The organism is Alkaliphilus metalliredigens QYMF (assembly GCF_000016985.1).
In the GTDB taxonomy this organism is placed as follows: Bacteria; Bacillota; Clostridia; order Peptostreptococcales; family Natronincolaceae; genus Alkaliphilus_A; species Alkaliphilus_A metalliredigens.
In genome coordinates this window covers 576,435-589,019 of record NC_009633.1, presented here as the reverse complement: position 1 = coordinate 589,019, position 12,585 = coordinate 576,435, and the positions used below count along the sequence as shown (strand labels likewise).

Here is a 12,585-nt window from a genome sequence, read left to right as displayed (position 1 = left end):
CATGTTTTATTCTTCTACTATTTAACACTTCTTTTTACATTATATACTTTCGATGTCCCATCCCACATGGCATCACGAATTCCATTGATATCCAGGAGCTCTTCAAAGAACTTTTCACCATAAAATTTCGAAGGTATTTTGACCATAAAATGAATTTCAATAGAATTACTTTCATCGTATTCATCGTATTGGTCATATTCATTAATCACTTTGATATCCTTTATAATAATATTATTCTTTCCTAATAAGTGTCCAATGTCCCCAACTAATCCAGGTCTTTCTCTACATTGTAGAATCAATGACTTGTATTTCTTTTTGAAAAGCTTGTTTTCAACTAATCCTAGACTTTTAAGCGTAAAAAAAACAATCCCTGCAGTGGTTAATCCCCCAATATAATATCCACTGCCTATGGCTAATCCAATTCCACCACATACCCAGATACTTGCTGCTGTCGTCAGTCCACTAATGTTATTCCCCGTACGTAGAATTGTACCTGCCCCTAAAAATCCGATACCACTTACGACTTGTGCCGCTAACCTTGCAGGCTCTCCTCCTTGACCATCTACCCCCAATCCATCAAAGCCATACATGGATATAAGCATGATCAATGTTGAACCCAATGTAACTAATACATGGGTCCTCAGTCCAGCAGGTCGATTGTTGGCTTCCCTCTCCATTCCCACCAGTCCACCAGTCAGTGCAGAAAGAACGAGTCTTAAAATCGTTTCACCTATACTTATCATATTAGTCCCCCCTCGTTTTTTATACAATAGGAAACAAAACTTTCCTATTGTATAAAAAAGCCACATCTAAAAAAGGTTATTACTCTCTTTTAAATGTGACTCGCTCTCTTTATTCAGCCTTTATCTTGACTTGAAATATATTATTTGATTACAACTCCCATAATTCTTTTTTCCCAGTGGAAGCCCCTAATGCCCCGGCCTTCAAGACTTCAATAATATCTTGCTTACTTTCTATTAATCCGCCTGCAATCACAGGTGTGGTTAATTTCTTAGTCATACGACCAATAACGCCCGGTATCACCCCTGGCATGATCTCAATCATATCTGGATGTGTAAGCTCAACACTTTTAATGGTCATATTATAGGATTGATTATCAATGAGAAAAAAACGTTGTATCGTAAACATTCCTTTTTCTTTGGCAATCTTTATGTGGCTACTCTTGGTACTAATAATGCCATCCGGTTTAACCACTTTGGCAATATAATCAATGGCTTTGGCATCTCTTCCTATTCCCTCTAAAAAGTCCATATGAATAAAGACACTTTTATCATTACTTTTAATCTTGTCAACTAAATATTTAATATTAAAAATATCCGCACGCAATAAAAATATGGTGTTTACCTGAGATAGTAGCGCAATGTCTAAGTCAGATTCTTTCTGAATAGCTGCAATAATTGGATTCTCTACTATTCTCTCAAATATCGTTTCCTTCATCTCATTAACACCCCTTTTATAAATGTAAACACACACGCCAGCTATTCGTTATGATATGGCTCATTCAATGCCAATACTCATGTGTCTTTCTCACTGTTTCACATAATCCTTCAATAGACAAAAATATATAATCTACCCTTATTTTAACATATCTGGAAAGTTAGAAATGATGCCATCTACCCCCATATCCTTAAGCAAATTTGCATTTTCTTTATCGTTTATAGTCCAACAATACACCTTTATATGATTATCCTGTAGCTCTTTGATCACTTCATGATTGATATAATACCCGCAAGCATGAAAACTATACAGGTTCAAATCATTTTGCTTGAAGTAGTCACAAGGGTTCAAAAGATAGGCCTCATATAAAGATCCAATTTTCACCGCGGGCTTTAATTTTTTTATCCTTTGAATCTGTAAATGATTAAAAGATGAAACAATCGTATTCTCTATTCTATCATATTTTTCTAAAATCACCAGTACCTGTTTTGCGATATCCCTATCATCAAATGCCTGTATTTTGATTTCAATATTTAATAACAGAGAATGTGGTACATGGTTAATCACTTCTTCTAATGTAGGTATTTTTTCTCCTGTGAATTTTTCAGAAAACCATGACCCTGCATCTAGTTTTTTAATTTCTTCTACTGTTAAATTTCTAATTTCTCCAGTTCCATTTGTGGTTCTATCTACAGTCCAATCATGACAAACAATAACCTGTCCGTCCTTTGTGAGTTGCACATCCATTTCGATGCCATCACAATTCTGCTTTATTGCTAAATCCATAGCTGCTATGGTGTTTTCTGGAGCATCTCCCGATGCGCCTCGATGGGCAATCATTAACATCTATTTTCAGCCTCCTAAAATTACATTAGATTTGGTAAAAATAAAATTAATCCTGGTAGGTATGTCACAAGCAGTAATGCAACAAGTAATGCAATAATAAAGGGATAAACCTCTCTGATGAAGTCAGTAATCGGAACCCCTGTAATGGTACATGTGGTGAACATCATGGATCCAAAGGGTGGTGTCACCCCGCCAATCATGATATTGACAATGGCAATAATCCCAAAATGGATTGGATCAACACCAAGACTCACAACCACAGGAACCAGTAATGGTGCCACAATAATCAGTGCTGCGCCCCCTTCCAAAAACATTCCCATAAACAAAAGTAACAGGTTGATTACCATAAGCATCATTACCTTGCTTTCTGTTACATTTAATAAAACAGAAGTAATACTTTGTGGAATTCTTTCCCAGCTCATATAGTATCCAAATACAGATGCGGCAACAATAATTAACATGACTGAGCTTGTACCATAAATGGTATCCTTCAATATTTCAGGAAAGTGTTGTATTTTCAATTCCTTATACACAAAAAATCCAACCAGTGTACAGAATAATACAGCGATGGCACCTGCTTCTGTAGGTGTAAACATTCCAAAACGTAATCCCATGATAATGCCAAAGGGTAAAAATAATGCCCAAATTGATTCCTTTGTTTGTAGTAAAACTTCCATTAATGTTGCTTTTTTTTCTCTAGATGGCTTATAACTTCTTTTATTTGAGATAATAGACACAGTCACCATTAGAGCGAGACACATCAACAACCCAGGTACATATCCCGCCACAAACATCCTTCCCACAGATACATTTGCAATCAGTGCATAGATGATCAAGTTAATACCTGGAGGGATCACCGGTGCAATCGAAGAGGAGGCTGCGGTAATGGCCGCTGAGAAAGCTCGATTAAACCCTCTTTTTTCCATCTCCGGCACCAAAATTTTACACTGCATTGCAGCATCTGCATTGGCAGACCCTGATATGCCACCCATTAGGGTGCTTAACACCACATTCACCTGTGCCAGCCCACCCACCATATGTCCAGTCAGTACATCGGCCATTTTCATTAACTTAGAGCTGATCCCTGCGTAGTTCATAATGGCACCTGCCATAATGAAAAATGGAATGGCTAATAGCGGAAAGGAAGCTGTGCTAGTAATAAACCTTTGCAAAACCAAATCAACCGGCATACCTGTATTGATAAAGGTAAAGTATGATAATGTTGCAGCAAATAGAGCAAAGGCTATTGGAATGCTTGAGAAATATAATAAAAATACAATTGCCACTGGTACATAAGCCATTTTCATCACTCCTACTCATTTATATTCTTGCTGTTTCCTACTTTGATATGATATTGGCTTCTTCCACTTCTTTATTTACTTCCCCTGTAATCAATACCTTTACTCCCGCAATAAAAAATCGAATAGAATGGAAGGTCATAATGGCAAATCCAGCTAATACTGCGGCACTCATATATGCAGATGAAATGCCTAAAACAGCCGTTGGCTTGCCCACAGATGCTCTTACAAAGACGATACTTAAGTAGGTGATATATCCATTAATTCCCACTAGAGCTAAATTGACTAGGAGATGAATAATGCCTTGAACCTTTACGGATGCCAGCTGTGTCAATAAATCAATTCCAATATGCATCTTTTTCTTATAGCATGCACCTGCTCCTATAAAAACACTCCATACAAAGCTAATGGTAGCAGCTTCCTCTGACCAGTATATTCCCATATTAAAAACATATCTTAGGATTACATTTAAAATGACTAAAGAAACGGTTATACTTACAAAAAAGGAACTTATGATTTCCTCAAGATTATTGATTATTCTTCTCATACTCATCACGACTCCTTACGTCCTCATGGTTGAATTGATGGTAAAAAAACGATCCTAATAGATGAATGATTATAGCAAGTAATCTCCTATAATATTCTTATTCTATTAGGATAATATTAGTTGTCTTTATTTATAATTATATTAAGAACCGACCTATTTCTACTATTGTCCTCTTATGATAGCTAGCTCCTCTTGAAGCAAGTCATAGATTCCAGGTGTTAAACCAGGGAATGTATCATAAATATGAGCAGTTGCTTCTACAAAAGCCTCTCGGTCTACTTCATTAAACTGGACACCATAGGATTCTAATTCCTCAACAACACCTGCATGTTGCTCTGTTAATAGTTCCACCATATGAATGGCACCAGCATTGTACTCATCTTGGATAATTTTTTGGTATTTTGCTGGAATTCCATCCCATACGTCAGTTGAAATATAAACACCGCAAGCACCAAGGAAATGACGGGTTAATGCCACATTTTTTCTTACTTCATAAATACTGTTACCAAGATTTGTGAATTCAGAGCCTTCGATCCCATCAACAACCCCCTGTTGCATAGCGGAAATCGTTTCTCCCCATGGTAGCGGTGTTGAATTGGCACCCATGGCGTTTAATGTTTCGATAAACAATTGACTTCCAGGTACTCTTAATCTAACACCATTTAAATCCGCTGGGGTTTCGATTACTTTGTCTGTGATTACATTTCTAAAACCAAATACATAATCTAAAGAAAGGATTTTGATGCCTTTTTCTTCTGCTCTTCTTTTCATGTCTGCCACTAATTCGGTATCTGTCATAGCCACATATTCAGCATAAGTATCGTATAACATAGGACCAACCATTGCGGTAAAGTCAGGTACATAGTCTCCTATGTATGAAGGATCCTCAACAGAAATAAAGTCTGCCCCTCTAACCACTTGCTCTACGCCATCCTTGTAAGCAGCGATTTGTCCCTGTGGAAATGTTTGGATTTCAATAGCACCATTTGTTTTTTCATAAATGCTATCTGCAACTAAATCCATTGACTTAGTCAGTTGCTCCTCAGGTGAGAATACATGACTCAATCTTAAGACCAATTTGTAGTCATCGTCACTTTCTACTTCTGTTGTTACTTCACCCTCCGTTTCCGCTTCTGCCGGTGTTTCCCCTCCGCCGCATGCCGTCAAAACCCCTGTGATTAGTAGTAATAACACCAGTATAACGCTTAACTTTATTCCCAATTTTTTCATAATATAATCCTCCCTTTTTTGAGTTCATACCTTTAGCTACCCTTAGATGGACATGCATTCTAAAATTAGACTTGGCTACAAATTTGTTTCTTCATGCCCCCTTTCTATTGTTAATTTGATTAACGTTAACGTTTTCCTCTAGCTTGTGGCAGTTTAATTATTTCATAAGTAAACGGGACTTACTCCTGTCCATAATCCACTTATTGAACATCCCTTAGATAAATAGAGTCAATAAAATAGACATGCAATAAAAAGCAACAATAGAACAATAACCCTGTAACTCACAGCTACAGTACATTATATTGCCCACTGTTGACGCTCCAATTCTCCTGTCTCCAATAGTTTCATTATATTTAATTAAATCCTCTGTAAAAGTACTTTCTGAAAATTGAAAAAATACCACATATTGTAATTCCTGTTAATATATTCTCATGTTACCACATGCTTTTTACTTTGTAAAGTACTTGAAAACAAATATAGCGCTGTTGGCCTTTGTGGTACCATTTGTTGTTATTCCTCTTCTAGCTCCCATTTCAAGGCACGATTCACTGCTCGTTTCCATCCTCTATACATTTTTTCTTTTTTAGTATTTTCCATTGTTGGACTAAAAACAGTATCCACCTTCCACTTATTAGCAATTTCATTTTTATCACGCCAAAAGCCTACTGCCAGTCCAGCAAGATAGGCAGCTCCTAGGGCGGTTGTCTCTATAATCTCAGGTCTATCTACCTGGACTCCTAATATATCCGCTTGAAACTGCATTAAAAAATTATTCGAAACAGCACCACCATCGACCTTTAAGGAGCGTAATTCAATCCCAGAATCCTCCTGCATGGCCTCCAATACATCTCTCGTTTGATAAGCAATTGACTCTAATGTGGCTCTGATAATATGTTCAGCTTTAGCTCCCCTTGTCAACCCTAGGATTGCACCTCTTGCATACATATCCCAATAAGGTGCCCCCATACCCGTAAAGGCCGGTACTACATAAACACCATTGGAATCCGCCACCTTTGTGGCTAAATACTCAGTGTCCTCTGCATCTCTGATTATCCTTAGTTCATCCCTCAGCCACTGAACCGCAGCCCCAGCTACAAAGATACTTCCCTCTAAAGCATACTCTACCTTCCCATCTACACCCCATGCTAAAGTAGTTAAGAGTCCATTTTCAGATGGCACAAATTTTTCACCTGTATTCATCAACATAAAGCATCCTGTTCCATAGGTGTTTTTAGCCATTCCAGGTTGAAAACATGCTTGGCCAAATAATGCAGCCTGTTGATCCCCCGCCGCTCCTGCTATGGGAATGTCAGCGCCACCAAATGTTTGATGGTCTGTATGTCCATAAACTTCACTGGAGGCCTTTACTTCTGGAAGCATAGATTTTGGAATATCTAATGCCTCTAATATTTTTTCATCCCATTTTAATTCCTTGATATTATATAACATGGTTCTTGAGGCATTGGAATAATCAGTTACATGTACCTTTCCTCTTGTTAAATTCCATATCAACCAACTATCCACTGTACCGAATAACAATTCCCCATTTTCAGCCTTTTCTCTTGCTCCCTCTACGTGATCTAATATCCATTTCACCTTGGTTCCGGAAAAGTATGCATCTACCACCAATCCCGTGTTCTCTCTAATGTAGGTCTCCATGCCTTGTGCCTTTAATTCATCACAAATCCCTGCAGTTCTTCTACATTGCCAAACGATGGCATTGTATATAGGCTTGCCTGTGTTTTTATCCCATATGATTGTGGTTTCTCTTTGGTTTGTAATCCCAATTGCTGCGATATCCTGAGTACTGATCCCCGTTGTTTCTAAAACCTCTCTGGCAACACCACTCTGTGTTCCCCATATCTCCATTGGATCATGCTCTACCCATCCTGCCTTTGGATAAAATTGAGTGAATTCTTTCTGTGAACTTCCTACTCTTTTACCCTCTTGATCAAACAATATTGCCCTTGAGCTTGTGGTTCCTTGATCTAAAGCCATAATATACTTCTTCATTTTATGCGCCCCCCTATATGATTAACTGATACTTGAACATTCACTACACTGTCTTTCCCTTTAAAAAGATTAGGTATTCCTGAATCGCTTGCTTTCTTTTTATGTTTCTATATATTCTGATAAATTCCTTCTACTATGTTTTCACACTGAAAAAATAGCCAGAAGCTAGAGGGGCTTCAAAGCCCCCGACTTCTGGCTAAGTATAGCTTAGCATCACCTCATCCCCAATTTCAACCCTCTTCTCCTTGACCACTCGCTAAATTCACAATCATCATATAATCTATCGCAACAAAAAAGCCCTCCAAATTACCACAGCTTTCGAAGGACTTTTTATATATTAAATAAAATTAATTTATAATGTAACACCTGTCTTGAATATAGATATTTCTCTAAAGTTATTTTTTTCGTTGTTTACCAATTTTCCATTGGCCACTTCAATAATATATTCAATAAATCTTTCCAAAGCTTCTTCCATTGTCTCATTCTCTACCAAGGTGCCTGCATTGAAATCAATCCAATGTGGCTTCAGATTATATATTGCTGAATTAGTCGAAATCTTTATGGTTGGGACAAAGCTTCCAAAGGGAGTTCCTCTGCCCGTTGTGAACAATACGATCTGACAGCCAGATGCCCCCAATGCCGTTGCTGCCACCAAGTCATTTCCTGGCGCATCCAATAAATTCAAACCCTTTTTCTTTAAAGTTTCACCATACTTTAGTACATCCACAACTGTGGCTATGCCACCTTTTTGAGTGCATCCAAGGGATTTTTCTTCAAGGGTGGTGATTCCTCCTTCTTTATTGCCTGGAGAAGGATTTTCATAAATTGGTTGCTTATGTTCAATGAAGTACTGTTTGAAATCATTAATAAGATTCACGGTTTTATCAAATACATCTTCATTTTCTGCACGACCCATTAATATATTCTCTGCTCCAAACATCTCTGGCACTTCTGTCAAGATCGTTGTTCCACCTTGAGAAATAAGGAAATCAGAAAAAACACCTAGTAATGGATTAGCTGTGATACCAGAGAGTCCATCGGAACCACCACATTTTAATCCAATCTTTAATTCAGAGATAGAAACAACCTCTCTTTTATCGGTTTTCATTTCTTCATAAAGATCCTTCAAGCGGTTAACACCCTCTTGAACCTCATCACCTACCTCTTGGGTAATGAGAAAACGAACTCTATCTTGATCATATTCACCTAGATCTTCCTTAAATGCGGAAATATAATTGTTTTCACAGCCTAATCCAAGGACTAACACGCCACCGGCATTAGGATGTCTCACAACATCACCTAATATGACCTTTGTATTTTTATGGTCATCCCCCAGCTGAGAGCAACCATAGTTGTGCTTAAATACTTCAATGGCATCTATGCCTTCTGGTTTGACTTCCTCTTTGAATTTCTCAATAATCATTTGTGCAATACCATTGACGCACCCAACCGTAGGTACAATCCATAGTTCGTTTCGGATCCCCACACTTCCATTTCTTCTGCGGTACCCATCAAAATTCAGATTTCTATTTTCCGCTATTAATTCATTGAGTTTTTGATTGAATTGATATTCACTCACTCCCTCTAGATTTGTTTTGGTATTATGAGAGTGTACCCAATGACCTTTTGCTATTGTCTGTGTTGCATATCCGATGGGCGCACCATACTTTAAGATGTGCTCTCCTTGTGTGATCTCTTTCAATGCAAACTTATGGCCTCTTTTTATTTCTTCTTGGAGTACCACTTGTAAATCGCCTAGTTCAATTATTTCACCGTTCTTTAAGTCAGTTAAAGCCACCACTACATTATCCGTTTCGTTGATTTTAATGAATGATTTCATTTTATTTCATCATCCTTTGCAATACATTTTTAACTCCATGTTCTTGAATTTTGCTAAGATAATTGGTCACCATATCCGTTAACCCACTAATTTGATTTAAGTCCATTTTCCATATCTTTTCATTGGATAATATAGTTGTTACGATATGCTTTAATTGGTCTTCTTTTCCCTCATAAGCTTTCCAAAGGGTTTTGTATTGTTCTAAAATGGCTGCATCATCAGTTAACGCAATTTTTTCTCCATTTCGTTCTCCTTTATAGAAGGCAATTAATGCTGCTAGCGAGAACGTTAATTTTTTCGGCAATTCACCTTTTCTATTTTCATACTCTAAAATAGAAGGAAGTACCCTTGTTTCAAATTTTGACATTGAGTTTAATGAGATGCTCATTAATTGATGCTTAATAAAGGGGTTTCTGAATCGGTCTAATACATCATTTGCAAACCCGTCCAATTCTTCCCTAGGTAAATCTAAAGTGGGAATGATTTCTTCAAAAATTGTTTCCTTAATGAATTGACCCACTACAGAATCTTCCACAGATTCTCTAACGGTATCAATTCCGTATAAATAGGCTACAGGAACCATACTGGTATGTGCTCCATTTAAAATTCTAACCTTTCTGGTTCTATAGGGAGTCATGTCATCTACCACTAACACATTTAATCCTACTTTATGAGCTGGGAACGCTTCCTTGACCCAAGCTGGCCCTTCAATTACCCATAGATGGAATGGTTCCCCTTCTACTACTAAATCATCATCATATCCTAATTCTTGACGAATCTCTTCCATTCTTTCCTTGGGATATCCAGGTACGATTCGATCAACTAGACTATTACAAAATGTATTGGCTTCATCAATCCATACCTTAAAATCATTTTCTAAGTTCCAAAGCGCCGCAAGCTTCAGTACCGTTTCCTTAAGCTTTTCACCATTTTTTTCAATTAATTCACAAGGAATAAAAACAAGACCCTTATCCTTACTTCCATTGAAAGTTTTAAATCTGTGATATAATAGGGCAGTTAACTTGCCTGGAAAACTAGCTTGAGGTCTGTCTTCTAATCGGTCTTGCTCATTATAAGTAATTCCTGCCTCTGTGGTATTGGATATCATAAATCTTAGCTCTGGGTTTTCTGCTACTGCTAGATATTCATCATAATTTGTATAAGTATTGATGCCTCTAGTAACACAATCAATGACTGCGTGCTCACTTACAACTTCACCATCCTTTATACCATTGAGATATAAAGTGTATAAACCATCCTGGTCATTGAGTTTATCTATTAACCCTCCCTGTAAAGGTTGAATCACAACAACCCCACTATTAAAATTGGCTTCTTTATTCATTTTGTCTATTGTCCAATCAGCAAAGGCTCTTAAAAAGTTACCTTCTCCAAATTGCACTATTTTTTCTGGGTAATTCCTAGCTTCCTTATAAATGGTTTTATTCAATTTCATTATTTTTCCTCCTTTTTTAATAAATTCCTGGTTTTACAAAATGTTTATGCTTAAAAGCCCTTTGCACAACCACCAAAGAGCTTCTTTTATTTATTATTTATACTTTATCAAACTCAACCAGTACCTTCATTTTACTACCGTCATTATTTTTTAGTAGGTCAAATGCTTCTTTCACATTCTCCAAGGGTAAAATATCCGATACAATCTGAAGGATATCGATTTTATCTTTAGAAACCAAATCAACTAGTGGTATAAAATCATTCAAACTATTTCTTGAACCATAAACATCTAATTCCTTTTTTAGTAAAATAGAATGGTTAAATGTCGTTTCTCTTTTACCATTCCCGATTAGACCTATTTTCCCCCCAAAGCATACATTTTCAATGCAGTCTAAGAAGGTTTCTGGCATTCCTACTGCTTCGATACAAACGTCCATTCCATTTCCATTGGTAATGTCTTTGACACGTTCTTGTAGGTTTTCATTCTTTACATTGATCGTTCCGTCTGCTCCCATTTTCAATGCAGCTTCAAGTCTTTCATCAAAAATATCAGAGATATAAACCTCAGCACCTCTGAGCTTCGCTGCAAGTGCTGCAAAAATACCAATGGCCCCTGCACCTATTACCAAGACCTTGTCGCCCTTTTGTATATTAACTCGATTAACAGCATGGTAACTAATACTAAAGGGTTCAATGAGGGATAATGTCTTTGCATCTAGCCCTTTACCATCCACGATTCTTTCTATTGGCATGACAATGTACTCCGCAAAGGATCCATCTCTTTGTACGCCCATTGTTTCATTGTTCTCACAGCAATTTACTTTTCCTCTCAGACAGGAGTAGCATTTTCCACAATTAAAATATGGATTTGCAGTGACAATCATCCCCTTCTGTAATCCCATATCATTTTCTTCGATTTCTATGATTTCAGCAGAAAATTCATGGCCTGGAATCCTTGGATATGTTGCAAATGGTTGATTTCCTGTATATGTCTGAATATCGGAACCACAGATGCCACAGTATTTTATCTTTAAAAGCGCCTCTCCCTTTTTAGGTGTTGGCCGATCTATCTCTACAACTTGTATTGTAGCGTCGTCGTTAATATGAACTGCTTTCATTTTTTCCATATTTATCTCTCCCTCGTATGCCCTTTAGATTAGAACATCTATTGTTTTAAAGTCAATTATATTTTTTATCTTTAATACGTCTTCTATTTTTCACTAATAAATTCTCATCAAAGCTACTTCACGAGAATTTATTAAATGTCTTCGTATTGTGTCCTCTATTCGTTTCTCATCCTTAGAAATTAGCGCATCAATAATATCAAAATGTTCAGGTGATGATCTTTTTTCAACATCATCTCGATCTAAAGTTGACATAACGCGAATCCTATAGTCTAAGTCAAATATCTCATTCATAAACCTTATCAAATGATTGTTATTTCCCCTCTCAAGGATATACTTATGAAATTCTATATCTAGGTCAAAATACGCCATATCACTTGCGCTATCTAAACCAAATTTTATCGCTTTAAATTTCTCTTTCAACCCTAGCAGGTATTCTTTAGACATATTCTTACAGGCGGTTTTAGCCATATGAGGCTCTATCATTTCTCTTATCTGAAACACTTCTTGTATGTCCTTAACAGATATTGAGGAAACAATCATTCCTTTTCGAGGATATATCGTTATAAATCCCTCTCGGTTCAATTGTAATACGGCCTCTCTCACGGGTGTTCTACTAATCCCCAGTTCCATGGCAATCTGTGCCTCTGACAGATCACTCCCTGGCATGAGTTGGCATTTAATAATTTGCTCTTTTATTAAGTTGTAGGCTTTATCTTTCAAGGGTAATTGTACTGCATTAGATTTATTCATTTAGACGATCCCACCTATTTTGGA

At 37.1% G+C, this 12,585-nt stretch carries 11 protein-coding genes; all 11 read right to left on the bottom strand.

What is annotated here, in order from left to right; genetic code table 11:
* Positions 1 to 17: 17 nt before the first annotated feature.
* Entirely contained in the window at positions 18 to 743 is a 726-nt protein-coding gene (locus AMET_RS02835) for an MgtC/SapB family protein (RefSeq protein WP_011971698.1), read from the bottom strand.
* Positions 744 to 891: 148 nt separating this feature from the next.
* A complete protein-coding gene (locus AMET_RS02830; RefSeq protein WP_011971697.1) occupies positions 892 to 1,458 on the bottom strand; it encodes a glycerol-3-phosphate responsive antiterminator in 567 nt (188 codons plus the stop codon).
* Between the two features lie 138 nt (positions 1,459 to 1,596).
* Positions 1,597 to 2,304 (bottom strand): glycerophosphodiester phosphodiesterase, encoded by a 708-nt coding sequence (locus tag AMET_RS02825; protein ID WP_011971696.1) that lies wholly within the window; start codon positions 2,302 to 2,304, stop codon positions 1,597 to 1,599.
* A 20-nt stretch (positions 2,305 to 2,324) separates the two neighbouring features.
* Complete coding sequence (locus tag AMET_RS02820) at positions 2,325 to 3,605, bottom strand: TRAP transporter large permease (RefSeq protein ID WP_011971695.1); 1,281 nt, start codon at positions 3,603 to 3,605, stop codon at positions 2,325 to 2,327.
* Positions 3,606 to 3,642: 37 nt separating this feature from the next.
* Entirely contained in the window at positions 3,643 to 4,149 is a 507-nt protein-coding gene (locus AMET_RS02815) for a TRAP transporter small permease (protein WP_041720273.1), read from the bottom strand.
* Between the two features lie 162 nt (positions 4,150 to 4,311).
* Complete coding sequence (locus AMET_RS02810) at positions 4,312 to 5,379, bottom strand: C4-dicarboxylate TRAP transporter substrate-binding protein (RefSeq protein ID WP_011971693.1); 1,068 nt, start codon at positions 5,377 to 5,379, stop codon at positions 4,312 to 4,314.
* Positions 5,380 to 5,889: 510 nt separating this feature from the next.
* Positions 5,890 to 7,392, bottom strand: coding sequence for a glycerol kinase GlpK (gene glpK, locus AMET_RS02805; protein WP_011971692.1), 1,503 nt, complete (start codon positions 7,390 to 7,392; stop codon positions 5,890 to 5,892).
* Positions 7,393 to 7,744: 352 nt separating this feature from the next.
* Positions 7,745 to 9,232 (bottom strand): UxaA family hydrolase, encoded by a 1,488-nt coding sequence (locus tag AMET_RS02800; protein ID WP_011971691.1) that lies wholly within the window; start codon positions 9,230 to 9,232, stop codon positions 7,745 to 7,747.
* A gap of 1 nt (position 9,233) precedes the next feature.
* Positions 9,234 to 10,685 carry a tagaturonate reductase gene (locus tag AMET_RS02795; protein WP_011971690.1) on the bottom strand — a complete coding sequence of 484 codons (1,452 nt, stop codon included), beginning with the start codon at positions 10,683 to 10,685 and terminating at the stop codon, positions 9,234 to 9,236.
* 97 nt (positions 10,686 to 10,782) lie between these two features.
* Positions 10,783 to 11,811, bottom strand: a complete 1,029-nt coding sequence (locus AMET_RS02790; protein ID WP_011971689.1) for a zinc-binding alcohol dehydrogenase family protein — start codon at positions 11,809 to 11,811, stop codon at positions 10,783 to 10,785.
* 93 nt (positions 11,812 to 11,904) lie between these two features.
* Positions 11,905 to 12,561, bottom strand: coding sequence for a GntR family transcriptional regulator (locus tag AMET_RS02785; RefSeq protein ID WP_011971688.1), 657 nt, complete (start codon positions 12,559 to 12,561; stop codon positions 11,905 to 11,907).
* Between the last annotated feature and the right edge of the window lie 24 nt (positions 12,562 to 12,585).

Bases quoted from the DNA above. Each gene is read 5' to 3' on its own strand.
- AMET_RS02835 (WP_011971698.1), bottom strand. From the start codon at position 743: ATGATAAGTATAGGTGAAACGATTTTAAGACTCGTTCTTTCTGCACTG.
- AMET_RS02830 (WP_011971697.1), bottom strand. From the start codon at position 1,458: ATGAAGGAAACGATATTTGAGAGAATAGTAGAGAATCCAATTATTGCA.
- AMET_RS02825 (WP_011971696.1), bottom strand. From the start codon at position 2,304: ATGTTAATGATTGCCCATCGAGGCGCATCGGGAGATGCTCCAGAAAAC.
- AMET_RS02820 (WP_011971695.1), bottom strand. From the start codon at position 3,605: ATGGCTTATGTACCAGTGGCAATTGTATTTTTATTATATTTCTCAAGC.
- AMET_RS02815 (WP_041720273.1), bottom strand. From the start codon at position 4,149: ATGAGAAGAATAATCAATAATCTTGAGGAAATCATAAGTTCCTTTTTT.
- AMET_RS02810 (WP_011971693.1), bottom strand. From the start codon at position 5,379: ATGAAAAAATTGGGAATAAAGTTAAGCGTTATACTGGTGTTATTACTA.
- glpK (WP_011971692.1), bottom strand. From the start codon at position 7,392: ATGAAGAAGTATATTATGGCTTTAGATCAAGGAACCACAAGCTCAAGG.
- AMET_RS02800 (WP_011971691.1), bottom strand. From the start codon at position 9,232: ATGAAATCATTCATTAAAATCAACGAAACGGATAATGTAGTGGTGGCT.
- AMET_RS02795 (WP_011971690.1), bottom strand. From the start codon at position 10,685: ATGAAATTGAATAAAACCATTTATAAGGAAGCTAGGAATTACCCAGAA.
- AMET_RS02790 (WP_011971689.1), bottom strand. From the start codon at position 11,811: ATGGAAAAAATGAAAGCAGTTCATATTAACGACGACGCTACAATACAA.
- AMET_RS02785 (WP_011971688.1), bottom strand. From the start codon at position 12,561: ATGAATAAATCTAATGCAGTACAATTACCCTTGAAAGATAAAGCCTAC.